The sequence below is a fragment of the Halorubrum sp. SS7 genome (assembly GCF_005435055.1).
GTDB lineage: Archaea > Halobacteriota > Halobacteria > Halobacteriales > Haloferacaceae > Halorubrum > Halorubrum salinarum.
In genome coordinates, this window is sequence record NZ_SGXV01000004.1 from 21,446 (window position 1) to 46,689 (window position 25,244).

General features: G+C 71.1%; 24 protein-coding genes. 12 read left to right on the forward strand and 12 right to left on the reverse strand.

Features of this window, described 5'->3' with window-relative positions; translation table 11 throughout:
* The first annotated feature begins 9 nt into the window (after positions 1–9).
* The 3 genes from EXE44_RS06160 to EXE44_RS06170 are packed head-to-tail and all read left to right on the forward strand — an operon-like array spanning position 10 to position 1,047.
* Positions 10–324, forward strand: coding sequence for a hypothetical protein (locus tag EXE44_RS06160; protein WP_137716413.1), 315 nt, complete (start codon positions 10–12; stop codon positions 322–324).
* 52 nt (positions 325–376) lie between these two features.
* A complete protein-coding gene (locus EXE44_RS06165; RefSeq protein WP_137716414.1) occupies positions 377–598 on the forward strand; it encodes a ubiquitin-like small modifier protein 2 in 222 nt (73 codons plus the stop codon).
* Complete coding sequence (locus EXE44_RS06170) at positions 595–1,047, forward strand: GNAT family N-acetyltransferase (RefSeq protein ID WP_137716415.1); 453 nt, start codon at positions 595–597, stop codon at positions 1,045–1,047. Before EXE44_RS06165 ends, EXE44_RS06170 begins: the two co-directional genes overlap by 4 nt.
* Positions 1,048–1,054: 7 nt before the next feature.
* On the opposite strand, the gene EXE44_RS06175 is transcribed toward EXE44_RS06170, so the two are convergent.
* Positions 1,055–2,419, reverse strand: a complete 1,365-nt coding sequence (locus EXE44_RS06175) for an MEDS domain-containing protein (protein ID WP_137716416.1) — start codon at positions 2,417–2,419, stop codon at positions 1,055–1,057.
* A 341-nt stretch (positions 2,420–2,760) separates the two neighbouring features.
* Here EXE44_RS06175 and EXE44_RS06180 point away from each other — a divergent pair, with 341 nt between their 5' ends.
* Positions 2,761–3,534, forward strand: coding sequence for a 23S rRNA (uridine(2552)-2'-O)-methyltransferase (locus EXE44_RS06180; protein ID WP_137716417.1), 774 nt, complete (start codon positions 2,761–2,763; stop codon positions 3,532–3,534).
* An 18-nt stretch (positions 3,535–3,552) separates the two neighbouring features.
* Here the strand turns inward: EXE44_RS06180 and EXE44_RS06185 are convergent, their stop codons facing one another.
* The 7 genes from EXE44_RS06185 to EXE44_RS06215 all read right to left on the reverse strand — a co-directional run bounded on the left by EXE44_RS06185 (position 3,553) and on the right by EXE44_RS06215 (position 11,322).
* The gene (locus EXE44_RS06185; protein WP_137716418.1) at positions 3,553–5,247 is read right to left on the reverse strand and encodes a histidine kinase N-terminal 7TM domain-containing protein; all 1,695 of its coding nucleotides are present in this window, start codon (positions 5,245–5,247) and stop codon (positions 3,553–3,555) included.
* Positions 5,248–5,365: 118 nt separating this feature from the next.
* Positions 5,366–5,863 (reverse strand): dihydrofolate reductase, encoded by a 498-nt coding sequence (locus tag EXE44_RS06190; RefSeq protein ID WP_137716419.1) that lies wholly within the window; start codon positions 5,861–5,863, stop codon positions 5,366–5,368.
* Between the two features lie 79 nt (positions 5,864–5,942).
* The gene (locus EXE44_RS06195) at positions 5,943–7,001 is read right to left on the reverse strand and encodes an ornithine cyclodeaminase family protein (protein ID WP_137716420.1); all 1,059 of its coding nucleotides are present in this window, start codon (positions 6,999–7,001) and stop codon (positions 5,943–5,945) included.
* A gap of 20 nt (positions 7,002–7,021) precedes the next feature.
* Positions 7,022–8,503 carry a glycerate kinase gene (locus tag EXE44_RS06200; RefSeq protein WP_137716421.1) on the reverse strand — a complete coding sequence of 494 codons (1,482 nt, stop codon included), beginning with the start codon at positions 8,501–8,503 and terminating at the stop codon, positions 7,022–7,024.
* 70 nt (positions 8,504–8,573) lie between these two features.
* Positions 8,574–9,953, reverse strand: coding sequence for an NCS2 family permease (locus EXE44_RS06205; protein ID WP_137716422.1), 1,380 nt, complete (start codon positions 9,951–9,953; stop codon positions 8,574–8,576).
* Between the two features lie 126 nt (positions 9,954–10,079).
* A complete protein-coding gene (locus tag EXE44_RS06210) occupies positions 10,080–10,793 on the reverse strand; it encodes a phosphoribosyltransferase family protein (protein WP_053771892.1) in 714 nt (237 codons plus the stop codon).
* 73 nt (positions 10,794–10,866) lie between these two features.
* Positions 10,867–11,322: a hypothetical protein gene (locus EXE44_RS06215; RefSeq protein ID WP_137716423.1), complete on the reverse strand. Its 456-nt coding sequence runs from the start codon at positions 11,320–11,322 to the stop codon at positions 10,867–10,869.
* Positions 11,323–11,507: 185 nt separating this feature from the next.
* Between EXE44_RS06215 and EXE44_RS06220 the strand changes: the two genes are divergently transcribed.
* The 6 genes from EXE44_RS06220 to EXE44_RS06245 all read left to right on the forward strand — a co-directional run bounded on the left by EXE44_RS06220 (position 11,508) and on the right by EXE44_RS06245 (position 18,843).
* A complete protein-coding gene (locus tag EXE44_RS06220; RefSeq protein ID WP_137716424.1) occupies positions 11,508–13,148 on the forward strand; it encodes an ABC transporter substrate-binding protein in 1,641 nt (546 codons plus the stop codon).
* A gap of 30 nt (positions 13,149–13,178) precedes the next feature.
* Positions 13,179–14,171, forward strand: a complete 993-nt coding sequence (locus tag EXE44_RS06225; RefSeq protein WP_121561510.1) for an ABC transporter permease — start codon at positions 13,179–13,181, stop codon at positions 14,169–14,171.
* A 1-nt stretch (position 14,172) separates the two neighbouring features.
* Positions 14,173–15,192: an ABC transporter permease gene (locus EXE44_RS06230; protein ID WP_137716425.1), complete on the forward strand. Its 1,020-nt coding sequence runs from the start codon at positions 14,173–14,175 to the stop codon at positions 15,190–15,192.
* Entirely contained in the window at positions 15,189–16,493 is a 1,305-nt protein-coding gene (locus tag EXE44_RS06235) for an ABC transporter ATP-binding protein (RefSeq protein WP_241991801.1), read from the forward strand. Before EXE44_RS06230 ends, EXE44_RS06235 begins: the two co-directional genes overlap by 4 nt.
* Positions 16,490–17,566: an ABC transporter ATP-binding protein gene (locus tag EXE44_RS06240; protein ID WP_137716426.1), complete on the forward strand. Its 1,077-nt coding sequence runs from the start codon at positions 16,490–16,492 to the stop codon at positions 17,564–17,566. Before EXE44_RS06235 ends, EXE44_RS06240 begins: the two co-directional genes overlap by 4 nt.
* A 122-nt stretch (positions 17,567–17,688) precedes the next feature.
* On the forward strand, positions 17,689–18,843 hold the full coding sequence (locus EXE44_RS06245) for a multicopper oxidase domain-containing protein (RefSeq protein ID WP_137716427.1): 1,155 nt from the start codon (positions 17,689–17,691) through the stop codon (positions 18,841–18,843).
* A 35-nt stretch (positions 18,844–18,878) separates the two neighbouring features.
* Here EXE44_RS06245 and EXE44_RS06250 read toward each other — a convergent pair whose 3' ends face one another.
* Positions 18,879–19,721: a polyprenyl synthetase family protein gene (locus tag EXE44_RS06250; protein ID WP_121561514.1), complete on the reverse strand. Its 843-nt coding sequence runs from the start codon at positions 19,719–19,721 to the stop codon at positions 18,879–18,881.
* 88 nt (positions 19,722–19,809) lie between these two features.
* Positions 19,810–20,478, reverse strand: coding sequence for an NADPH-dependent F420 reductase (gene npdG, locus EXE44_RS06255; protein WP_137716428.1), 669 nt, complete (start codon positions 20,476–20,478; stop codon positions 19,810–19,812).
* 113 nt (positions 20,479–20,591) lie between these two features.
* On the opposite strand from npdG, the gene EXE44_RS06260 reads away from it, so the two are divergent.
* Positions 20,592–20,897 (forward strand): MazG-like family protein, encoded by a 306-nt coding sequence (locus EXE44_RS06260; protein WP_137716429.1) that lies wholly within the window; start codon positions 20,592–20,594, stop codon positions 20,895–20,897.
* Positions 20,898–20,980: 83 nt separating this feature from the next.
* Complete coding sequence (locus EXE44_RS20675) at positions 20,981–21,151, forward strand: hypothetical protein (protein ID WP_173228803.1); 171 nt, start codon at positions 20,981–20,983, stop codon at positions 21,149–21,151.
* Positions 21,152–21,212: 61 nt separating this feature from the next.
* On the opposite strand, the gene EXE44_RS06265 is transcribed toward EXE44_RS20675, so the two are convergent.
* Positions 21,213–22,934: a globin-coupled sensor protein gene (locus tag EXE44_RS06265; RefSeq protein ID WP_241991802.1), complete on the reverse strand. Its 1,722-nt coding sequence runs from the start codon at positions 22,932–22,934 to the stop codon at positions 21,213–21,215.
* A gap of 115 nt (positions 22,935–23,049) precedes the next feature.
* On the reverse strand, positions 23,050–25,146 hold the full coding sequence (fdhF, locus tag EXE44_RS06270) for a formate dehydrogenase subunit alpha (protein WP_137716430.1): 2,097 nt from the start codon (positions 25,144–25,146) through the stop codon (positions 23,050–23,052).
* Between the last annotated feature and the right edge of the window lie 98 nt (positions 25,147–25,244).

A 25,244-nucleotide genomic window follows, 5' to 3' on the forward strand; every position in this document is an offset into this window, starting at 1 on the left:
AGAGCAACCATGGCGATCGTCGAAACCGTCCTGATCGGCCACGTCAGCGGGGTCTGTCTCCTTCTCGCGTGGGCGATCCGCCGCGGCGACGCGGCCGACCTGATCGCCGGCTACGACGGCGACCTACCGCCAGAGCGCGAGGCGGCGCTCGCCCGCGACGCGGCGCGCGTGCTCGTCGTCGCCGCGGCCGCGACCGGCCTCCTCGTCGTCGACGCGTGGACCGGCGCGGTCCCGCGGCCCGGCGCGCTGGCGGCGGTCGCCGTCGGCGCCGCGGTCGCGTGGTTCCTCTACACGTGGAACGTCCGCGAGCCGGCCGACGGCTGAGCCGAGCCGCCGGAACCGTGCGATTGACGCCGCCGCGCCCGCTACCGCGCCCATGGACGTGACCGTCGAGGTCGTCGGCGAGGGGACCGCCGAGTACAGCCTCGCCGCCGACGCGACGTACGACGACCTGATCCGCGAGGCGGGCTACCACCCGCAGGAGGCGTCCGCGCTGGTCGACGGCTCGCCGGTCCCGGGCGACCGCGTCGTCGACGCCGCGGAGGTGCGGGTCCTGCGGCTGATCAAGGGCGGGACGGGCGCGAGTGCCCCGCTGTGACCGCCGAGGGGGCCCGCCCCGACCCGCCCGCGGACGTGACCGTCGAGCCGGCGACGCCCGGCGACCGCCTCGACGTCCTCCGGGTCCTCGACGCCGCGATGCTCTCGACCGACGCGGCGACCGTCGACGACCGGATCGACGCGGGCGACGCGCTCGTCGCCCGCTCCGCCCGGACCGGCGGCGTCGTCGGCGCGCTGGTCGCCGTGCGACCCGACCCGGACCGACTCCACGTCGACGCCGTCGCGGTCAGGCGGGCGCGCCGAGGGGAAGGGATCGGCGCCGCGCTCGTCGCGGCCGCGCTCGACCGAGGGGCGTCGGACCCCGCGGTCGCGGCCGTCACCGCGACGTTCGACGCCGACCTGCGGGGGTTCTACGAGGGCCTCGGGTTCGCGGTCGAGGCGTCAGGGTGCGGGCGTTCGTCAGGTCGGGTCTGGGTCGACGACAACTGACAGGCAGTCAGTCCGCGATCCGGTATAGGTCAATCCGCAGTCTGGTCATGTCGTCCTCCCCTTCGACGAACTCGACCTTCCCGTGGGCCGATTCGACGATCCACCGAATGAGCCAGAGTCCGAGCCCGCTCCCGTGTGTCAGCGGCGTCTCTCCGGCCTCGTGGAGACACCGCCGCTCGTGATCGGGTATCGACCCGTCGTTCCAGACCTCGACTCGGACCGTATCGCTCGTCGGCGTTGACACCGACACCGAGACCTCTGGCGACGGGCCGTCCTGATGGATGATCCCGTTTCGGAGCGCTTCTCCGAGCGCGACGTCGAGGTTGACATCTGCGAGAACGACGCGGTCGACCGACTCAGGAGTCTGGACCTGCGCGTCTGGGTGCGTGGCTCGGGCCTCCGTGGCCGCCCGCTCGATCACCTGCCCGAGAGGCGTCGGCTCCACATCCGAGTTGCTGATGGTCTGTTGTATGTAGCGGGCCTTCTCCGCCGTCTCGACGACGGCATTCGCGTGTTTCAATGCTGTGGTCACATGAGCGACTTCCTCATCGCTCAACGACTCGCTCTCTACGAGTGTGTCGAGCACGCCGTGGATGACGTTGAGGTCGTTGCGGATGTTGTGCCGCAACACCCGGCTGAGGACAGTCAATCGCTGCTCTCGGCGATTGATCTCTTTATTGCTCTCTGCGAGCTCGCGGGCCTGCTCCAACATGAGCCGGGCATCTGTCTGTTCCTCTGTGCCGGAGCGGTACTCGGCGGGCGGGACGTAGAAAGGATTCTCACAGAGTGCGCGGTCGTAAATCACCTGTCGGTGCGTCCGCAACGCCTTTGCTGCCGCCGATCCGTCGAACCGTCGAAGATCGTACTGACACAGCGCGGTTACTGGGTGATCGGGACACGCTGAATCAAACTCGATCTCGAAGTCGACAATCCGCTCGAACGATGCCTCGGCGTCAAACGCCCACGTGTTCTCCCCGGCGAGCCAAAGCCCCTTGTAGCCGTCCAAGGCGCTCTGTTCCGCCTCGGATCGCAGTTCGGAGACGGTGGCGTCAAGGTCGAATCCGCCGTCGAGATACACTGCCGACGCGTCGCGGACGACGAGGTCGCCGGCAGCGGTCCGCGCTGTGACATTGACACCGGCCTCTCGGAGGGCGTCTTCGATCCGCGACGGGGGGTTCGCGTCGGCGAGGTACACGCATCGATGACCGGCCTCGAGACCGTGCGCAAGGAACTCAGACACGGCATCAAGCTGCGTGGCCGTCGACTCGTGGAACAGCGCGAGGTGCCGATCGAGGTCGCGCTCGACAAACTCCGCGCGCAGCTCCGTGTCCGGCCCCTCCCCGGTACCGACCGATCCTCCTGTGGTGGGCATTCAAACATTTGTATATCTGATTGAAGGCCAATAAAACGGCCGGCAGACCCAGAAACAGATATTTTGGCAGTTAGCGCAGCTAACCCGGAGACGGCTGCCTGTCTCGCCGCCAGCGCTGTCCAGCGGTCGGCGTTTCGGTTCTGGGGACACGTCTGCCCCAAGCGGTTACGAGACGCGATGGAGCCGTCGGCGTTAGGCGCGAATCCTGGCGGCGGTCCCCGCCCTACCTCGCCAACACCGCCATTCGACGTTCATTTCCCGGTCGCGCACATCATTACGGGTATGAGCGCGAATTCGCCCGCGGGTTCGGCGGCTCCCTCCCGGGCCGCGGTGACCGACGCATGAGCGGGAAAGACGACTACTACAACCGGTCCAAACAGCAGGGGTACCGCGCCCGGTCCGCCTACAAGCTGAAACAGCTCGACGAGGAGGCCGACCTCCTCGGCCGCGGCGACACCGTGGTCGACCTCGGCGCCGCGCCCGGCGGCTGGCTCCAGGTCGCGGCCGAGGAAGTCGGCGAGGGCGGCACCGTCGTCGGCGTCGACCTCCAGCGCATCGACGAGTTCGACGACCACGACGTGGAGACGATCCGCGGCGACATGACCGAGGAGCGCACCCGTCACTACCTGCGCGAGGCGGTCGGCGAGGGCGGCGCCGACGCGGTCCTTTCCGACATGGCGCCGAACATGACCGGCGAGTACTCCCTCGACCACGCCCGGTCGGTCCACCTCGCGCGGCAGGCGCTCGACACCGCCGACGAGCTGCTCGCGCCCGGCGGCGACTTCGTCGTGAAGGTGTTCCAGGGCCAGGACCTCGACGACTTCCGCGACGACGTGAGCGAGTCGTTCCAGTACGTGCGGACCGTCTCGCCGCCCGCCTCCCGGGACTCGTCCTCGGAGGTGTACCTCGTCGCGAAGGGGTACACGACCTCGCCGGTCGCCGAGGGTGACCGCGTCGAGGTGACGGTCGAAGAGGAGGGCGACGAGGGCGACGGGATCGCCTACGTCGAGGGGTACACGCTGTTCGTCGACGGCGACGTCGGCGAGACCCTCACGGTCGAGGTCACCGACGTGAAGCCCCGGTTCGGGTTCGCCGAGCGCGTCGACGGCGACTGAGCCGGTCGCCTCCGCCGGTCACGCCGCCGGGTCCTCGCCGGGAGCGGGTTCCGGCCCCGAGTCCCGCTCGACGGTCGCGCCGCGCACCGCGTACCTGACGCCGGCGTCGTAGCCGCGGTCCGGCTCGACGCTCCAGCCCTCCACCCGCCCGAGCGCGCGGACGTTCGGCAGCGCCATGCCCGCCTCCGCGCTCGGCTCGGCGCTCTCGTACTCGAACAGGAGCTCCCCGCCGTCGTCGCCCGTGAACCGACCGTCGTCCGCGACCGCGAACCCGTCGTCGGTCAGGGTCACGGTCACGGCGGTCGCCTCGTTGAAAGCGGCGAACTCGAACGCGTTCTTGAACAGCTGTTTGAGGCGGGTCGGCGCCGCGCGTATCCGCCCATCGCCCTCGACGGTCACCTCCACGTCCGCCTCGGACGCGGCCGCGGCGTCGGTCACCGCGGCCTCGAAGTCGACGAACGTCGACTCGTCGACATCGCGCGCGTACCGCGCGAGGGTGTGGAGGTCCTCGACGACCCCGCCGATCCGGGCGACGCGGCGCCGCGCCACGTCCACCGACTCGGCGGCGGCCGCCGCCTCGCCCTCGCCGAGCCGGTCTTCCGCCTCCGCGAGGTGGCCGTCGGCGACCGCGACGGAGTTCCGCAGCTCGTGCGCGATCGCGCCGGCCATGTCCCTCAGCTGCTCCTCGTGGCGGTCGAGCTGCTCGCGCTGCCGCTCGATGGCGGTCACGTCCTGGACCAGCAGCGCCCACCCGAACGCCGCGCCGCCGACCGCGAGCGGCTCGCTCGTGACGCAGTAGGTCCGGGTCCGCCCCGCGTCGTCGACGTCGACGAGCGCGGGCGCCTCCGTCCGGTACCGCTCGGCGACGCCCGGGGCGAACTCCTCGATGCGCTCCTCCCCGTCGGGGATCGCGGGGAACAGGTCGGCCGCCCGCTCGTTGTGGTCGCGGAGCCGCCCCTCGGTGTCGAGGACGAGGACGGCGCCGGCGGTGCGCTCGACGAACGCCCGCGTCGTCGTCTGCTCGACCGCGAGGAAGGTGTCCTCGACGAGGTAGACGGCGCCGACCGCGAAGACGGCGACGCCGAGCGGCTCGTAGCTCAACTGGGGGAGGAGGCTCGGATCCGCGAGGGCGACCGCGTTCGGCACGACCGCGAGCCCGGTCGCCGCGAACACCCCGGCCAGCGTCCACGACGACCCCTCAGACCGCTTGAACAGGCGGTACAGGAGGTAGAAGCCGACCCCGGAGAGGAGGTACGCCGCCGCCAGCGACGCCCAGTACAGCGCCCCCTCCTCGACGACGAGCCGGCGGACCGGCTCCGTCCGGAGCGACGCCTCGAAGTAGTGCCCGTGGATCGGGTTGGTGAGCTTCAGCGCGACGACCGCGACGTAGAGCGCGATCCCGGCCCGACGGTAGCCCGGCCGCCGGTGGTAGTCGCGGCCGGCGTACGCCGAGGCGAAGTAGAGCCACGCGAACGGCGTGGCGAACCCGGCGATCAGCGCGAGGACGTACAGCGCCACCGCCGTCGACTCCTCGCCGGCGAGCAGCACGCCCGCCTGGAGGAACCCCCAGACGCCGGCGAGGATCAGGAGCCAGCGGAGCCCCCGCCTGCCGTCGCCGTTCCGCAGGCGTGACCCGTGAAGCGCGGCCGCGAAGCAGGCGGCTCCCGAGAGGGCGAACAGCCCGACGAGCCACCACAGGGCTGTCACGAACACATCGTATATCGGAGGGAAACAACTTAATTTGGTCGCTCACTCGGGGACTGAACATTGGACGAGAAATATATCTCTGCGTATATGTCTCCGGTCCGGCGGCCCCGCCCGAGCGCGCCGGTCAGTTCGCGGCGCGCCTGACCCACTCGCGGAGCGTGAACCGGTCGTACGCCGTCTCCGCGGCGACCTCCCATTCGTCGTCGTCCCACTCGGGGTAGTACGTGTCGCCCTCGTAAGCGCCGTCGACGTGGCTGAGGGCCATCCCGTCGAGGTGCGGCTGGAACAGGTCGTAGATGCCCCCGCCGCCGAGGACGTACGCCGTGTCGACGCCGACCTCGGCGACGGCCTCGCGGGCCAGTTCGATCGCCGCCTCGTCGCCGTTCGCGACGCTCGCGGTCGGCACGTCCACCGCCTCGACGCTCCGGCTCACGACGATCTGGCGGCTGCCGGGGAGGTCGTCGCGCATCGAGTCGAAGGTGCGCCGCCCCAAGATCACCGGCGAGCCCGCGACGCGCTCGCGGTACTGCCTGACGTCCGCCTCGATGTGGGGCCACGGCACTTCGCCGTCCCTCCCGATCACCCGGTTCTCCGCGAGCGCGGCGACGCTGACGAGTTTCACGGACGCGGTAGGGGACGGAGGGGCAAAAGCGGCGCGTCGGGCGCGGTCGTCGGGGCCGAGCGCGGCGGTCGGACCGAACTCAGCCGTCGAGGCCGAGCAGGTCGAACGGGTAGCCGTTGTCCAGTTCGTCGGCGCGCTCGTAGACGACGCGCGCGGCCGCCACGTCCTGGATCGCGAGCCCCGTCGAGTCGAAGACGCTGACGCCGCGCACGCCGTCGGCGTCGGCCGGCGTGCCGGGCGTGCCGGGGCGGCCCGCGCGGCGGCCGACGACGATCTCGCCGATCTCGCCGTAGATGTCGTCGTCGGTGAGCGTCCCCGCGGCGTACGGGACGTTGATCTCGCCGGAGTGGGTGCACTGCTCGTGGTCGTCGATGACGACGGTGGCGTCCAAGAGGAGGTCGTCCGCCAGCTCGTGTTTGCCCTCGGCGTCCGCGCCCATGGCGTTGACGTGGGTGTGATCGCCCACGTCGTCCGGGCCGACGATCGGGTCCTCGACGGGGGTGACCGTCGAGAGCACGTCGCAGTGGCCGGCCTCGGCGACCGAGCCCGCGCGCACGTCGAACCGGTCCTCGAAGGCGTCGACGAAGTCCGCGACGCGCGCCTCGTCGAGGTCGCTCACGACGACCTCCTCGATGTCCCGGACCGCCGCGATCGCTTCGAGCTGGGTGTACGACTGGACGCCGGCGCCGACGATGCCGAGCGAGGTCGCGTCCGGGACCGCGAGGTGGTCGGTCGCGACCGCCGCCGCCGCCCCGGTGCGTTTCATCGTCAGCGTCGTCCCGTCGAGGACCGCGAGCGGGAACGCCGTCTCCGGGTCGGAGTAGATCATCGTCCCCATCACGGTCGGGAGGTCGTGGTGGTCGGGGTTGTCGGTGTGGACGTTCACCCACTTGATCCCGGCGGCGTCCCAGCCGTCGCCCTCCTCGGTCTCCTCGGCCACGTCCTCCTCGCGCACGTCGAGGTAGGCCGGCATCGAGCGGAAGTCGCCGTTGTACTCGGGGAGGTCGATGTACGACTTCGCCGGCATCTTCGCGTCGCCGCGCTCGTAGGCCGTGAACGCGCCGCGGACCGCGTCGATCACGCGGTCCATCTCGGCGTTCTCGTCCACGTCGTCAGCGTTGAGGAGCAGCGTCTGCATGTCGCAGAATTTGCCGGCCGCTACTTAGTCCCTTCCGAACTGCCGTCGCCGTCGTTCGCCCGGGCGTCGCCGTCGTCCGAACGCCCGCCGCGCTCCGCGACCGCGACCGCGCGCAGGTCGTTGACGTTCGTCCCGGTCGGCCCGGTGTAGAGCAGCGCCCCCGCGTCGTCGAGGACCGGGTAGACATCGTGGCCGTCGAGCGCGGCCGCGGCCGCCTCGCGGTCGAGCGCGTCGCCCTCGCCGACGAGGCGATCGTCGACCAGCGCCCCCGCGGCGTCCGTGGCGCCGTCGATCCCGTCGGTGTCGACGCTCGCGACGGCGACCCCCTCGCCGTCGGCCCCCGCCGCGTCGAGTTCGAGCGCCGCCGAGAGCGCGAACTCCCCGTTCGGCCCGCCCGTTCCGGGGTCGTCGCCGAGCGTCACCGTCACCTCGCCGGCCGAGAGGAGGACCGCCGGCGGCTCGACCGGCTCCCCGACCGCCCGGCACTCCTCGGCGACCGCCGCGTGCGCCTTCGCCGCCTCCCGCGCCTCGCCGCGCATCCGTGCCGAGAGCACAAGGGGCTCGTACCCCCGCTCGGCGGCGACCTCGCGGGCGGCGATCAGGGCCGTGCGCGCGTTCGCGACGATCCGGAGGTCGACGCCGCCGCCGTCGAACGGTGACTCGCCCGGCACGGGCGTCTCCGCGACCTCGCCCGCGGCGCCGCGTTCGAGGCGGTCCGCGACGGCGGCGGGCGCGTCGATCCGGTACCGGTCGAGGACGGCGAGCGCGTCAGCGAAGCTCGTCGGGTCGGGCGAGAGGGGGCCGCTCGCGATCACGGCGGGGTCGTCGCCGGTCACGTCGCTGACCGCGAGACCGAGGACGTCGGCGGGGGCGGCCGCCCGCGCCAGCCGCCCGCCCTTCACCGTCGAGAGGTGCTTGCGGACCGCGTTGATCTCCGAGATGGTCGCCCCGCTCGCCAGCAGCGCCTCGGTCGTCGCGCGGAGGTCGCCGAGCGCGACCCCCTCGGCCGGCGCGGCCAGCAGCGCGCTCCCGCCGCCGGTGATCAGCCCGAGCACGAGGTCGGACTCGCCGGCGTCGGCCGCGACCTCCCGCACCCGTCGAGCGCTCTCGACGCCCGCCTCGCTCGGCGTCGGGTGGTCGCCGGGGAGGACCGCGACCCGCTCGGTCTCGACCGGGTCGTCCGTGACGACCGCCCCGCCGTCGATCCGGTCGCCGAGCAGCCGCTCGACCGCGGCCGCGAAGTGGCCCGCCGCGTTGCCCGCGCCGACGACCAGCACGCGGTCGTACGCCGCGAGGTCGCGGGCGGTCGTCGTCCCGTCGGCGGCCGCGACGGTCAGCACGTCGCCGTCGAGCGCGAGCGCGTCGGCGACGACCGCGGCCGGGTGCGCCGCCTCGATCCCCGCGACGACGCAGTCAAGCGCCAGTTCGCGGGCCGGGTCGGTCGCGTGTCGCTCGCGGTCGGCGACGGTCACGGAGTGGTCGGCGTCTGGCGGACCGGACATCGGCTCTCGGTCGGTATGCGGCCCGTCGCGACAAGAGGGTTCGGTCGGCGCGACCGCCGAGCGGTCCGGCTCAGAGGATGTAGCCGGCGGTCGAGAGGACGTAGTACGCCGCGAGCAGCGCCGCGATGACGTACTGGCCGAGCGCGACGTCGCGGCCCTCGCCGATCGCGAGCTTGATGAGCGGGTACGCGACGATGCCGGCCGCCAGCCCGTCGGCGATGGAGTAGGCGAACGGCATCACGGTGACCGTGAGTCCGGCGGAGACGGCCCACGCGGGCTCGCTCCAGTCGACCTCGACGAGCCCCTGGAGCATCATCACGCCGACGACGATCAGCGCGATGAAGGAGGCGTACGCCGGGATGGCGGCGACGACGGGGATCACGACGAGCGACGCGAGGAAGAGCGCTGCGACGACGAGCGCGGTCAGCCCGGTGCGGCCGCCCTCCTCGACGCCCGTCGACGACTCGATGTACGTCGTCACGGTGGAGGTCCCGAGCACCGCGCCGGCGGTCGTCCCCACCGCGTCGGCCATCAGCGGCTTGTCCATGTCGGGGAGGTCGCCGTCGTCGTCGAGGAAGTCACCGAACTGCGAGACGCCGATGAGCGTCCCGGCGGTGTCGAAGAAGTCGACGAAGAAGAACGTGAACACGACCAGCACGAACGTGAGCGGGTCGATCCCGGAGAGCCCGTCGACGAACGCGCCCGCGAGCGGCGTGATGTCGTACTGCGCCGAGGGAAGGGACTCGGGGGTCACGGCGCCGCGCGCGAAGAACCCGCCGAGGGTGAGCGCCCAGCCCGCGATCGCGGTGGTGAGGACGCCGACGATGATGGCGCCGGTGACGTTCCGGGCCCACAGCACGAACGTGAACACGAGCCCGAGCACGCCGAGGATCGCCCACGGGTTCGCGAAGACGTTCCCGAGCGCGACGAGCGTCGCCTCGTCGTTGACGACGACCTGGAGCTCCTGGAGGCCGATGAACAGCAGGAACAGCCCGATGCCGGCCCCGACCGAGCGCTTCACCGGCTCGGGGAACAGCCGGATGACGTACTCGCGCGCGCCGACCGCGGTGAGCGCCATGAACACGACGCCCTCCACGAAGACGGCCGCCAGCGCCGTCTGCCACGGGATTCCGAGCCCGAGCACAACCGTGTACGCGAAGAAGGCGTTGAGCCCGAGCCCGGGCGCGAGCCCGAACGGCCGGTTCGCGTACAGCGCCATCACGGCCGTCCCGATGGCCGCCGAGAGGATCGTCGCGATGGCGATCATCTGGAACACCTCGCCCTGCCCGTACCCCTCGATCTGGATCGCCTCCGAGAGGATCGCGGGATTCACGACGATGATGTACGACATCGCGAGGAACGTCGTGAGCCCCGCGATCAGCTCCGTCCGGACGTCGGAGTCGTGCTCCTCTACGTCGAACCGCGCAGCGAGCGTGTCTGTGAGCCCCATTGAACGGGTGAGTGTTCCCCGGGATCGGGTGATAAGCCTTGCTGAACGGTCCGAGTATTGATCCGTATATGTGGATCAAAAAGCCGCCAAAGCCGATTTTTTCTCGGAGAGTATGCGTGAACGTGGCTACTCGAACGTCGTGAGCGCCCCGACCGGGGCGTCGGTGATCGCTCGCGCGCGGTCCATCCCCTCGTCGCCGACGGCGATGAGCGCGAACACGCCGGTGACGTCGGCGTCGCCCTGGAGCGCGATGTCCAAGAGGAGCTCCTGGGTCTCGCCCGAGCGGATCAGGTCGTCGACGACCAGCACCGTGTCGCCGGCGTCGATGGCGCTCGCGGGGAGGTAGTAGGTGAGCTCGATGCCGGAGGCGAGCCGCTGGCGCGACTCGATGAACTCCTCGACCGCGGTCTCTTTCGACTTCTTCGCGTACGCCAGGCGCGCGTCGAAGAACGAGGCCATCGCCGCGCCGAGCGTGATGCCGTCCGTCGCGGCCGTCAGCACCACGTCGGGCGACTCGAACTCGAACGTCTCCGCCGCGACCGGCGCCACGAGGTCGAGGAACGACTGGTCGAAGACGACCCCGGAGTTGTCGACGTACCCCTCGTCGTCGAACTCGACGCGCGCGACCAGCTCGTCGGCGAGCGCCTCGCGGCCGACCGACTCGACGACCTCGCTCGCGCGGTCGGTGCCGGGTAACACGTGGCCGTTCACGTAGCGGTTCAGGTCGCCCGCGGGCAGCCCCGTCACGTCCGACAGCTCCTCGTACGTTCGCGTCTCCTTCAGCATCCGCAACACGGCGACCGCCTGTAGCTGGAGGGCCGCCTTCTCTGCGCGGTTCATACGGATGATCGCGATCGCACAACTATGAATACGTCGAAGTCAGACGCCAAGCGGATACCCACGTGCGTGGGTCTCACGCCTCGGGCGCGTCGAAGAAGACCGCCGGCTCGTCGATCGCGATCTCGACGTGGTCGCGGTCGTCGAGGGGGCGCAGCCGCACGGTGAGCGCGCCAGCCGCCTCCGCGGCCGCGCGCAGCGCGGCGAGGTCGTCGCTTCCGAGGTACGTGGGTACGCACAGCGCCACCTGCGCGGACTCGTCGGTGGCGACCACCAGCCGGTACGCGACCCCCTCGGCGGCGCCCGCGTACACGTCGACGCCGTCGATCGCGGCGCCCTCGACCGCGGCGAGCGCGTCGTCGAACTCCGAGCCGGGCAACAGCACGTCGATCCGGGCGGCGTCCGCGACGGGGTTCACCTGCCCGGGGTGGCCCGCGATCGCGGTCCAGCCGCGCTCGCCGTACGCCGCCGCCGTCGACTCCGCGTCCGCCTCGACCGCGTCCCACTGCGGTCCGGGATCGGGTCCGTCCATACCGCCCGCCTACCGCCGGGGGCCCTACATACCCGTCGGTTTCCGCTCGCCCCCGATCCGCCGAGTTCGGCGGCGCTTTCCCCGGCGACTCGGCCCCGCTACTGTCAGCCCATCGCGAGCGGTCGGTCCCGAAAGGGGCCGTGTCTGCCGGTAGGTTCATAACGCTCTATCGTATGGGATCGCCTATGCCTACTGACAACGACAACCACGTCGACAGGCGGACGGTGCTCAAGTACGCCGGAACGGCCGGTGCTGTCGGTCTCGCGGGCTGCGCCGGCGGCGACGGCGGCGACGGCGGGGATGGCTCCGACGGCGGCGACGGCATGGACGGCGGGGACGGCTCCGACGGGTCGGACGGGTCCGACGGCGGCGACGGCGGCGACGACACGTTCGAACTCGGCGTCACCATGGGGCAGATGGACTCCGGGCTCGACCCGCAGGACCACGCCGAGACGAACACCGAGATCATCGTCGGCCAGCTGTACGAGGGGCTCCTCGACCGCGACAAGCAGGGCGGCATCATCGCCGGCCTCGCGGACGAGTGGGAGCGCACCGAGGACGGCGACGTCCGCTTCATGCTGCGCGACGGCCTCACGTTCCACAACGGCGACGAGGTCACGCCGCAGGACGTCCGGTACAGCATCCGGCGGATCGTGTTCGAGGACGTCGGCATCGCCAGCCCGCAGTCGAACGACCTCGGGCCGGTCACCGAGGTCGCGACCGGCGACGGGCAGGTGACCGTCTCCTTCGACGGCTACAACCCGATCGCCTTCCAGCTGTTCGCGACGAACGGCCCGATCGTCCAGCAGTCGTGGATCGAGGAGAACGGCAGCGACTACATCAACCGGAACGCCAACGGGACGGGGCCGTTCCGCCTCACGAACTACGAGTCGGGCAACCAGGTCGTCTACGAGCCGAACGAGGAGTACTGGGACGGCGCGCCCGAGGTCGACGAGCTCACCATGACCGCCTCCAGCGAGTCGAGCACGCGGGTCAACCAGCTGCTCGCCGAGGAGACGGACATCGTGACCAACGTGCCGCCGAACGAGGTCTCCCGGGTGAACAGCTCGGACGTGGCGACGATCAACTCCGTGCCCAGCGCGCGGATCATCTTCCTCCAGATGCGGTACGACGTGGAGCCGTTCTCCAGCCAGCAGTTCCGGCAGGCGATGAACTACGCCGTCGACGTCGAGAGCATCATCGAGAACGTGCTCAACGGCTTCGGGAACATCACCGGCCAGCCGACGCTGGAGGGCCACGTCGGCTACAACCCCGACATCGACCCGTACCCGTACGACCCCGACGAGGCGGAGCGGCTCGTCGAGGAGTCCGGCCACGCGGGCGTCGAGATCACGCTCCAGACCCCGATCGGTCGCTACCTCCGCGACGTGGAGATCGCGCAGGCCGCGGCGAACCAGATCGACTCGCTGTCGAACGTCTCCTGTGAGGTCCAACAGCGCGAGTTCTCCTCGCTCGTCCAGGACATCACGACGGGCAACATCGAGGACAAGCCGCACTTCAACCTCCTCGGCTGGGGGAACGGCGAGTTCGACGGCAGTCAGACCATGACGCCGCTGATGTCCTCCGAGGGGGCGCTGACGATCCTGAAGAACGACGACCTCGACGCGCTGCTCAACGAGGCCGAGACGACGCAGGACACCGAGGAGCGCGTCGATATCCTCCAGGAGGCGAACCAGCTCGCCCACGACCTCGCGCCGTGGGTGTTCATGCACCAGCAGTTCAGCGTCTACGGCGTCTCGAACGAGATCTCGTGGGAGCCGCGGGCCGACGAGTTCATCGACCCGGACACCGCCACCCGGCAGTAACGCCTCCGCCATCTCCCAATATCGTTATTAATGTCATTCGGAAGATTCGTACTCAAAAGAAGCCTCCAGGGGATCGGGGTCGTCTGGGGCGTCGTCACCGTCGTGTTCGCGCTCCGGTTCGTCACCCCCGGCAGCCCGATCAACGCGGTGGCACCGCTCGACGCGTCACAGGAGACGCGACAGGCGATCGCGGCCGAGCTCGGCCTCGACCAGCCGCTGTACATCCAGTACGGGCGGTACGTCTTCGAACTGCTTCAGGGCGACATGGGTCGGTCGTACATCCGCGGCCAGGAGGTCACGACGCTCGTCTTCGAGCGCCTGCCCGCGACCATCGAGCTCGCCGTCGCCGCCAGCATCGTCGCCATCGTCCTCGCCATCCCGCTCGGCGTGATCAGCGCGACCCGCCGCAACGAGCCGGTCGACTACGGCGCGACCCTGCTGTCGCTCGGCGGCATCTCGACGCCGAACTTCTGGCTCGGGATCATGCTCATCCTGATCTTCGCCGTGGAGTTCAACATCTTCAACACCAGCGGCCGCGGCGCCGACGTCGGCGACGTGGCGCTGTCGGTGGTCAACGCCGAGCCGTTCGTCGGGACGCTGTTGACGTGGCTCGCGTACATCACGCTGCCGTCCATCGCCTTGGGGACCTACTTCATGGCGCTCATCACCCGGCTGACGCGGTCGGGCATGCTCGACGAGCTCAGCAAGGGGTACGTCCAGGCCGCGCGGGCCAAGGGGCTCCCGCGGACCCTGATCCGGTACAAGCACGCGCTCCGGAACACGCTGATCCCCGTGATCACCGTCCTCGGGCTCCAGCTCGGGACGCTGATCGGCGGCGCCGTGATCACGGAGGCGGTGTTCTCGTGGCCGGGGCTCGGCACGCTGGTCATCGAGAGCATCAACCAGCGCGACTGGCCCGCGCTCCAGGGCAGCCTGATCGTCATCGGGACGAGCTTCGTCCTCGTCAACATCCTCGTCGACGTGGTGTACGCCTACCTCGACCCGGAGGTGGTGACCGACTAACATGGTCTCTTCACGTGTCATACGCAATCTCAAGAAGGAGTTCAGACAGAGCGGGCTCGCGAAGCTCGGGCTGGCGCTCGTGGTGGTCATCGTGTTGACCGCCGTGTTCGCCCCGTTCGTCGCGCCCCACAACCCGACCGACCAACAGCTCAACGAGAGCGAGCTACCGCCGCTCGGCTTCTCGCAGACGGCCGAGCGGACCTCCTCGCAGATGGTCGACGGCGAGATCCAGACCGTCACCGAGGAGGTCGAGATCACGGCCGACCCGGACCACGTGTTCGGGACCGACGGGCTCGGCCGCGACATGTTCTCGCGGGTGGTGTACGGCGCTCGCACGTCGCTCGTCGTCGGCGTCCTCGGCACCCTGCTGGCGGCGTCGATCGGCGTGCCGGTCGGGCTGCTCGCCGGTTACCACCGCGGGCGCGTCGACGACGCGCTGATGCGGATCGCGGACGTGAGCCTCGCGTTCCCCTCGCTCGTGCTGGCGGTCGCGCTCATCGGGCTGTGGGGGCGCGCGGCGGTGAACGTCCCCGACCCGTTCGTCGTCGCCGGGCTCGCGCCGGAGATGCCCGAGAGCTTCGTGTTGCCGATAACGGTGGTGATCGTCGTCGGCCTCGTCAACTGGGTGTGGTTCGCCCGCGTCGCCCGCGGGGAGGCGCTCTCCTTGCGCGGGCAGGAGTACGTGAAGGCCTCCCGCGCCCTTGGGGCCGACGACAACACGATCATCCTCCGCCACATCCTCCCGAACGCGATCACGCCGATCATCGTCCTCGGGACGGTGCAGGTGGCGGCGATCATCCTCCTGGAGAGCTCGCTGTCGTTCCTCGGCTTCTCGGGGACGACGCTGTCGTGGGGCTTCGACATCGCGCAGGGGCGCGACTACGTCTCCTCCGGGCAGTGGTGGATCGCCTCCATCCCCGGGCTCGCGATCATGCTGTCGGTGATCGGGATCAACCTGCTCGGCGACTGGCTGCGTGACGCCTTAGACCCCGGTATCGAGGGCGAAGGGGGTGCCGCATGAGCGACGCCGAGCGGTCGCCCGACGACCCCGCCCCGGCGACCGACGGCGGCGCGAGCGACGCCGCGACGGCCGACGCCGTCGGCGCTGCCGGCGCGGCCCCGACCGGGCTGCCCGCGGCCGACGACGTGTTGTCGGTCCGGGACCTCTCGACGCGCTTCTTCACCGAGGAGGGGCAGATCAACGCGGTGGAGTCGGTGTCGTTCGACCTCCGGGAAGACGAGATCCTCGGCGTCGTCGGCGAGTCCGGGTCCGGCAAGTCCGTGACCGCGCTGTCGCTCGTCGACCTCGTCGAGACGCCCGGCCGGATCACGGCCGGCAAGGTGTGGTACCGCGACCCCGACCTCGCGGAGGAGTTCCGCGGGACGGAGGCGGTCCACGTCGACGGCGACCACGTCGACCTCCGGACGGTGCCGCCGAGCGTGCGCCGGTCGCTGCGCGGCCCCTCGTTCAGCGTCATCTTTCAGGACCCGATGAGCAGCTTCAACCCCTCGATCACGGTCGGCGAGCAGATCGCCGAGGCGGTCGAGGTGCAGCGCCGCGCGCGGGCGAACCCCCGCTCGACGCGCTCGCGGACGCAGGGGTACGGGCTCGGCAAGTACCTCCTCGACGGGCTCGTCCCCGGCCGCGACTACACGAGCGAGGAGAGCATGGAGCGGGCGGTCGAGCTGCTCGGTCAGGTCGGGATCCCCGACCCCGAGGACCGCGTCGACGAGTACCCCGGCCAGTTCTCCGGCGGGATGCTCCAGCGCGCGATGATCGCGCAGGCGCTCGCCGGCGAGCCGGACGTGCTGATCGCCGACGAGCCGACGACCGCGCTCGACGTGACGATCCAGGCGCAGATCCTGAACCTGCTGAAGGAGATCCAGGCCGAGCGCGGGATGAGCATCGTGCTCATCACCCACGACCTCGGCGTGATCGCGGAGATGTGCGACCGCGTCTGCGTGATGTACGCCGGCGAGGTCGTCGAGCGCGGCACGCTCGACTCCGTGTTCGAGGACACCGTCCACCCGTACACGCAGGGGCTGCTCGGCTCGATCCCCGACGTGGACGACCCGCGGCCGCGGCTCGAACCGATCGCGGGCAACGTCCCGAGCCTGGTCGACGCCGAGATGGGCGACCGGTGTTACTTCGCGGACCGGTGCCCGAAGGCGATGGAGGCGTGCCTCGACAAGCCCGCGGAGGCGACCGTCGACGCCGCCGCCGACCACGGCGCCAAGTGCGTCCTCGCCGAGCGCGAGTACGACCCGGCGGACGCGCTCCCGGACGACCACTTCGGCGGCCGCGGGGGTGAGGGCGAATGAGCGACCCGCTGCTCTCCGTCGACGGGCTGAAGAAGTACTACGCGGACGACTCGTCGATCGTCGACCGCCTGCTCGGGCAGGAGTCGTCGAGCGTGAAGGCGGTCGACGGCGTCTCCTTCGACGTGCGCGAGGGCGAGACGCTGGGACTCGTCGGCGAGTCCGGCTGCGGCAAGTCGACGACCGGCGAGACGGTGCTGCGCCTGCGCGAGCCGACCGCCGGCGAGATCACCTTCGACGGGACCGACGTTCGGGCGATGACCGACCGCGACCTGAACGAGTTCCGCCGGCGCGCCCAGATCGTGTTCCAGGACCCGTTCTCCAGCCTCGACCCGCGGATGACCACCGGCGACATCGTCACGGAGGGGCTCCGCATCCACGACGTCGCCGACCGGGAACAGCGCCGCGAGACGGCCCGCGAGTTGCTCGAACGGGTCGGCCTCTCCGCCGACCAGATGGACCGGTACCCGCACGAGTTCTCGGGCGGGCAGCGCCAGCGCATCGGGATCGCCCGGGCGCTCGCCCTGGACCCCGACTTCGTCGTCCTCGACGAGCCGGTGTCGGCGCTCGACGTGAGCGTCCAGGCGCAGATCCTGAACCTGCTCGAAGACCTCCAGGACGACTTCGGGCTCACGTTCCTCTTCATCGCGCACAACCTCGGCGTGGTGCGGCACGTCTGCGACCGCGTCGCGGTGATGTACCTCGGCGAGATCGTCGAGATCGGGCCGGTGGAGGAGATCTTCGACGACCCCGCGCACCCGTACACGAAGGCGCTGCTGTCGAGCGTCCCGCGCGCGAGCACGGAGGCGCGCGACGAGGAGTTCGAGACCCTCCGCGGCGACGTGCCCTCGCCGCGGAACCCGCCGGCGGGCTGCCGGTTCCACACCCGCTGCCCGGAGGCGCGCGCGGCCTGCCGCGAGTCGGCGCCGCCGGGGTACGACGTGGGCGACGGCCGGACGGCGACCTGCTTCCGCGCGGACGACGGCCACGCGTACTGGGACAGCGAGCCGATCGGCGAGAACGCGGCGGCCGGCGACGAGTCGGACGCGCCCGCCGGGGAGCCGGCGGACGACTGATCCGCGCCCGCTCCCGCCGCGGCTGATTCTTTTATATACTACGGGCCGAACAGGTTCGTCGGTCGTACCTCCGATCGGGAAGCCGCGACCCGGTTATGGTCCCGCTTCCCTTCGGTCCAGACATGACCCACGCTGGTTCCGACTCCGACGGCGGCTTCGCGCGGCGAACGATCCTCCAGGCGGCGGGGCTCTCGGGCGTCGCCGGGCTGGCGGGCTGTATGAGCCAGACGGTCTCCACCGCCGCGACCGGCGACGGCGTGGAACCGACGCAGACGGACGACGACGGGCCCGCGCTCCCCGAGACCGGGTCGCCGGAGGTCGTCGACCTCGACGAGCGCGGCCGCGAGGTGACGCTGCGCTCGGTCCACGCCCGACACGCGGCCCACCCCGGCGGCTCGCTGGGCGGGCCGGTCGAGATGCCGGTGACGTGGGCGTTCCAGGCCGACGACGGCACGCCGAGCGTCCCCGGACCGGTCCTCCGCGCGACCGAGGGCGACGACCTGTCGATCACGCTCGACAACACCGACGGGGAGATGCCCCACACGCTCCACTTCCACGGCGTCTCGAAGTCGTGGAAGGACGACGGCGTCCCGTCGACGACCGGGATCACGGTGATGCCCGGCGAGAAACACACCTACGAGATCGGCGCCGACGTGCCCGGCACCCACCTCTACCACTGCCACTTCAACACCCCGATGCACATGGACATGGGGATGTACGGGATCCTCCGTATCGATCCCGAGGGGTACGACGAAGCCGACGTGGAGCGGTTCATGACGCTGAAAGACTGGGACACGCGGCTCTCCCGGTCGTACGGCGGCGAGGACGCGACCTACGACATCGAGAACCGGCGGCCGGACGCGTTCACGATCAACGGCCGCGTCGCGCCGTACACGTTCAACCCCGACCGCGGCTCGCCGATCGTCGTCAGCGAGGGCGACACGGTGCGGCTCCACATGGTCAACGCCGGGTTCATGTCGCACCCGATGCACACGCACAACCACCGGTTCCGCACCGTCGAGAAGGACGGCGCCGCGTACCCCGAGGTGATGCAACTCCCGGAGGACGTGGTGAACGTCGCGCCCGCGGAGCGGTACACCGTCGAATTCGAGGCCGACGCGGACCCCGGCATCTACCCGATGCACTGCCACAAGGTCGACCACGTCCGGAACGGCGGGGTCTACCCCGGCGGGATGCTCACCGCCATCGTCTACGAGCAGGCGATGGGGACCGACGTGTTCGCGGACCTCATGGAGAAGGCGGGCTACGAGCTCTGAACGCCGAGCAGCGCGGCCCGAAACCCCGCTTCCGCTTACCGCTCGCGGACGACGACGAACTCCGCGAGGTCGCGGAGGTACTCGATCGCCTCCGTCTCGGGCGGGTCGGCGTCGTCGAGCGCGGCCAGCGCGCGCTCCGACTCCGCCCGGGCGCGCTCGTTGATCTCCTCGGGCGACAGCGACGTGACCTGGAGCACCGACGGGCGGTCCATCTCGGCGTCCTGTCCGGTCGGCTTGCCGAGGTCGTCGGCGTCGGCAGTGGCGTCTAACACGTCGTCGCGCATCTGGAAGGCGACGCCGACGCGCTCGGCGTACTCGCCGAACGAGTCGATCGCGTGCGGCTCGGCGCCGCCGGCGACCGCGCCCAGCTCGGCGGCGGCCCGGAACAGCGCGCCCGTCTTCCGGCGCGCGAGCTCCATGTACTCCTCTTCGTTCGTCGGGCGCGCCGCCAGCTCCGTCGCCTCGCCCTCGCCGAGTTCGACCATCGCCTCGGCGACGGTGCGCATCGCGCGCGGGTCCGTCGAGAACAGCGCGAACGCCTCGCCGAGCAGGCCGTCGCTGGCGATGATCGCGGGGCCGTAGCCGAACTCGGCCCAGGCGGCGTCGGTGCCGCGGCGGACCTCCGAGCGGTCGATGATGTCGTCGATCACGAGCGAGGCGTTGTGGACGAACTCGATGCCGGCCGCGAAGTCGACCGCCTCCTCGGGGTCGCCGTCGAACGCCTCGCAGGCGAGGACGGTCACCGCGGGCCGGACGCGCTTGCCGCCCGCGAGGACGACGTGCCCGACCTCGTCGGACAGCTCCTCGGGCTCGACGCCGTCGATGACCGACTCGATCCGGTCTTCGACGAGCCCGACCCGACGCTCCAGGTACTCCATCTACCGCACGGAGGGCCCCGGCGCGCAAAGGCCTAACGGAACGCCGTCCGGGCGCGATTCGGACGACGGCGGCGGCGCGCCCGCCGCGCTACCGGAACCGCACGCCGAGGTCGTCGAGCCCGTCGTTGTTCGCGGCGACGTTGATGAGAAGCGGCGTGAGCCCCTCGATTTCGGGTGCGTTGGCGATCCCGCCGGCGTCGAGCGCGCGAAGCCCCTCGATCCCCTCGGCGACGTCCGCGACCGTCCGCTTGGCGTCCCCGTCGTCGCCGATCACGAGCGTGTCGACGCCCAGCTCGGCGTCGAGGTTCGCGAGCCGCGCGGCCGCGAGGTTGTGGAACGCGCCGACGACGGCGACGCCGTCGGGCGCCGCGTCCGCGACGATCCGCGTCACCGAGCCGGCGCCCGGCTTGTGGTAGTGGAACCCCTCCTCGTCGCGTTTCATCCCCGTGGCGGGCGAGACCAGCACGTCGCCGTCGTCTAACGATCCCGAGACCGCCTCGACGGTGTCGCCGACGTGGTACGGCGGGACCGCGAGGACGACGATCCGGGCGTCGGCGGCGACCGCGGCGTTGTCGCCGCCGGTCACCGCGGCGTCGAGGCCGCGGCTCTCCAGTTCGGTCGTGTACTCTTCGGCCTTGGTCTCGGCCTTCTCGGCCTCTCTGGAGCCGACCGCAATCCGGTGGGGCGTGTCCGCCGCCAGCCGGAGCGCGAGCCCCTCGCCGATGTCACCGGTGCCGCCCAAGATGGCGATTTTCATACGGTCCGTGGGGTCGCTCGCGTCTTAGGGGTTGCGCGACCGGCCGTCCTCGCCACGACCGAAGGCGACCGGACAGCGGGAGACTTTTGCCCGACCGCGCGGAGGCGACGCCCATGGACGAGCAGGACCGCGTCGCCGCGTTCGTCGCCGAGCACGGGTTAGAGACCGACCTCGCGTACCGCGTCCTCGACTTGGAGAGCGAGGTCGGCGAGGTCGCGAAGGAGGTGGCGACCTCGACCGACTACGGGGAGGACCCGGACGCCGCCGCGATCGCGACCGACGAGGTCGACGACGCGCTGTTCGCGCTGCTCGCGCTCGCCGACGCGGCCGACGTCGACGCCGACGCCGCGCTCGACGAGTCGCTGGCGAAGTACGAGTCGCGGATCGAGTCGTCCGGCGACGCCGGGTCCGGGCAATAGCGGCCCGGGCGGCGACGCCGAATCTGAAAGGGAGGACCGCGCGCGAGGCGCCGGTTCAAGTGCGTCGCCCGCCTACGGGGCCCATGCCCGACGCCCCGTCGCTCGCGCTGCGCTACGTCGCCTGCGACGCCTGCGGCACGGTGTTCGCGCGCCCCGACGACCCCGACGAGCCCGCCGCCTGCGGCCGGTGCGGCGCCCGTCCGCTCCGCGAGATCTCGGGGATTCGGGGACCGGACGCGTACTTCTCGCCCTGACCCCGGCTCGCTGGCGGGGGCGCTACCGGGGGATCACCGCCGCCAGCTCACTGCCGCCGGCTCACCGCAGGTCGTCCATCTCCAGCTCTCCGGCCGCGATCGCCCGCAGCTCCTCGTCGGAGAGGCGGTCGATCACGAACTGCGGCATCCCCTCCGGGAGCCCGGCCGGCACCGACCGCCCGCCGTCCGTGCGAGACGCCGCCGAAGGGCCGCCGTCCGCGTGAGACGCCGCGGACGATCCGCCGTCGTTCGCGGTCAACCGGCGAACGGCCCGCTCGACGGTCTCGACCGACGCCGACTGCCGCTCGCTCTCTTCGGCCACCTCCCGCATCCGCTCGCTGATCCGGTTCGACTGCTCGACCACCCCGTCGACCGTCGCGGCGATCTCCTCGGCCGCGGCGGCCTGCTCGTCGGTCACGTCCGAGACCTCGTCGATCCCGTTCGCCGTCTCCGTCACCGCCTCGGCGATGGCCGCGAGGCTCTCGGTCGCGTCGTCGACGCGCTCGCTCCCCTCGTTGACCCGGATCGTCGTCTCCGAGAGGCTCTCGACGGTCTCCTCCGTGTCGGTGCGGATGCCCTCGACCATCGCCTCGATGTCGCTCGCGTGGCCCTGTGACTCCTCCGCGAGCGACTTGATCTCGTCCGCGACCACGCCGAAGCCGGCGCCGGCGTCCCCGGCGCGCGCCGCCTCGATCGAGGCGTTCAGCGCGAGGAGGTTCGTCTGGTCGGCGATGCCGTTGATCGCGTCGACGAACTCGTCGATCTCCTCGACCCGCTCTTGCAGCGTCTCGACGTCCTCGGACACCTCGTCGACCGCGGCGCCGATGTCGTCCATGGCCGTCGCGGCGTCGTCGGCCGCGTCCGCCCCGTCCTCCGCGAGCGTCTCCGCCCGGCCGCTGGTCCGCTCGACCTCGTCGGCGGTCGACGCCACCTCCTCGACCGTCGCCGAGAGGTTCGCCACCTCCGAGGAGACCTCGGCGACCCGCTCCGACTGGTCCTCGGCCGCGTCGCCGACCTCGGCGGCGCTGTCGGCGACGTCGCTCGCCGACTCGCGCAGGTCGGCGATCGGCTCTTCGACCTCCGCTTCCACGTCCGCCATCAGCCGCTCGTTCTGCTCGACCGCCGCCGAGAGCTTCTCGCTGTACGAGTGGATGTACGTGTCCGTGACGACCTGCATGTCGAGGTTGACGATCCGGAGGATCGAGAGCAGGTCCTCGATCGCGTCGTCGACCTCCTCCTCGACCGCCGCCGCGGTCGCGTCGTCGACCGTCTCACCGGCGGCGTCGGGGGCCAGCCGGTCGGTGAGCGAGTCCACGAGCCGGTCGCCGACGATCGGCAGGATGAGGTCGTAGTACACGCCGTACTGGCCGAGGTAGTGTTTCATCGGCATCTCGAGCATGTCGTGGATCTTCCCGATCCGCGCCCGGTCCTCGAAGTACTCCTCGCCGTACTCGCCCCCGGCGAGGGTCACGAGGTACGCCGACTGCGTCCGCTTGAGCTGTTCGATCCCCTTCTCGGACCGACCGATCACGTCGACCGTCTGCTGGTGGCCGGTGAGGTTCTCGTAGAAGTCGTCCGCTATCTGGTCGGCGTTCTCCGCGAACGCGTCCTCGTACCGGCTCAGTCGGCGCTCGTCCTCCGCGTCGAAGCCGACGAACTCCTTCCGCCACGCGATCTCGTCCGCGTTGAGCCCAATCTCGTCGACGAGCTCTGACGCGTCGAGCCCCTCGTTCAGGCCGCCCTGCCCGAAGTCGTCCCGGCCGTACTCTCCAGATGTAGCCATACTGAGGCTTCTCCGCCTGGGTTATATAAATGATAACCCGTGCTTCTCACCGGCGATACTCGGGCTCAGCGGCGAGTACCGGGGACGGACGGCCGGGAACGCGGCGTCGGCGAGCTCAGTCGTCGCCGGCCGCCTCGCCTCCGTCGGCCGCATCGGCGGCGGGCTCGACCGCGACGGCCGAGTGTTTGAACTCCGGGATCTTCGCCTCCGGGTCGAGCGCGTCGCCGGTGAGCGCGTTCGCGAGCGGCTCCGCGTAGTGGAACGTGCAGAACGCGACCCCCTCGCGCACCGCCGGCGTGACCTCGGCCGCGACCGCGACGCTCCCGCGCTCGTTCGAGACGGTCACCCGGTCGCCGTCCTCGATGCCCCGGTCGGCGGCGTCGCTCGGGTGGATCTGGAGGGCGTCCTCGCCCCGCATCGCCGTGAGCCGGTCCGAGCGGCGGCTGAGCGCGCCGCTGTTGAAGTGCTGGAGCACGCGCCCGGTCGTGAGGGTCAGTTCGTCCGCGTCGAGGTCGTCGGCGGGCGGGACCGGGTCGACGACCGCGAGGGGGGCGGTGCGCTCGCCCGTCGCGAACGCCTCCGCGTGTAGCACCTCCGTGCCGCGCCCCTCGTCGGCGTCGAACGGCCACCGCTGGTAGCCGTCGCCGATCCCCGCGTAGCTCATCCCCTCGTAGATCGGCGCGACGCGTGTCAGCTCGTCGAAGGCCGCCTCCGGGCCGTCGTAGTCGAACGCCTCGGGACGGTCGGTCAGCCGCCGGCCGAGCGCGGTCAGGATCTCGAAGTCGCGCCGGGCGTTCCCCGGGAGGTCGGCGTTGGGGCGCATCCGCAGCACGCGCCGGTCGGTGTTCGTCACCGTGCCGGACTTCTCGGCCCATGCGCTGCCGGGGAGGACCACGTCCGCGTGCGCCGCCGTCCGCGTCTCGAAGAGGTCGATGACGACGCAGAAGTCGAGGTCGTCGAACGCGGACGCGACCGCGGTCGCGTTCGGCTCGGTGACCGCGGGGTTCTCGCCGAAGACGACCGCCGCGCGCACCTCGTCGCCGAAGCGGTGCGTCGCCTCGACCTCGGTCAGCCCGGGCTCCGCTGGCGGCTCGACGCCCCACTCCGCCGCGACGCGCTCGCGGGCCTCCGGGTCCGTCACGGGCTCGTAGCCGGGGAGGACGCTCGGGAGTCCTCCCACGTCGCTGGCGCCCTGGACGTTGTTCTGCCCGCGGAGCGGGTTCACGCCGGTCCCGGGCCGCCCGACGTTGCCGGTCAGCAGCGCGAGGTTGAGCAGGGCGTGGACGTTGTCGGTGCCGCAGCGGTGCTGGCTCGTCCCCATCCCCGTCACGATCGCTGCGCGGTCGGCCTCGCCGTACGCCCGGGCGGCCTCGCGGATCGCCTCGGGCTCGACGCCGGCCGCCTCGGCGTTGGCCGCCACGTCGACGCCGGCGAGGTGCTCGCGCAGGCGGTCGAAGCCGGTCGTGCGCTCCGCGAGGAACGCCTCGTCGACGAGGTCCTCCTCGACGAGCACCGCGGCGACCGCGTTCGCCACCTCGATGTCCGTGCCGGGCCGCAGCGGGAGGTGGACGTCCGCGGCCTCGGTCGTGTCGTTCGCGCGCGGGTCGACGTGGACCAGCGTCGCGCCGTCGCGGACCGCCGGGAGGACGTACGACCGGAACGCGACGGGGTGCTGCTCGGCCGGGTTCGCCCCGTTGACGAAGATACAGTCCGCCTCCCCGAGGTCGTCTAAGGTGTTCGTCATCGCGCCCGCGCCGAACCGCTCGCTCATCGCGGCGACCGTCGAGGCGTGGCAGAGCCGCGCGCAGTTGTCGACGTTGTTCGTCCCGAGCACCCGCGCGAGCTTCTGGAGGACGTAGTTCTCCTCGTTCGTACAGTTCGACGACGCGAAGAACTGGACCGCGTCCGGCCCGTGCTCGTCGACGACGCGGCCGATCCCCTCGACCGCGCGGTCGAGCGCCTCCTCCCACGGCGCCGTGACGAAGGTCCCGTCGTGACGCACCAGCGGCTCCGTCAGGCGGTCGTCGTTGTCGACCACGTCGAACGCGGCCGCCCCCTTCGGACAGATCTCGCCGCGGTCGTTCACCGGTCCCTCGACGCCGGTCGCGCTGCCGCGCCCGGCGTACTCGACGCTGCAGCCGACCCCGCAGAACGGACAGACGGTGGGGTTCGACTCGAAGCGCCGCTCGGCCGTCTCGGTCGGATCGGTCATCGGGTCGACGTAGGGCCTCCACGACCCTCCCGATGCGGCCGGAACTGCGTGGTGTTTTAAGTAGCAATCCCGCGACCGGCGGCGCGAACGCCGACCGC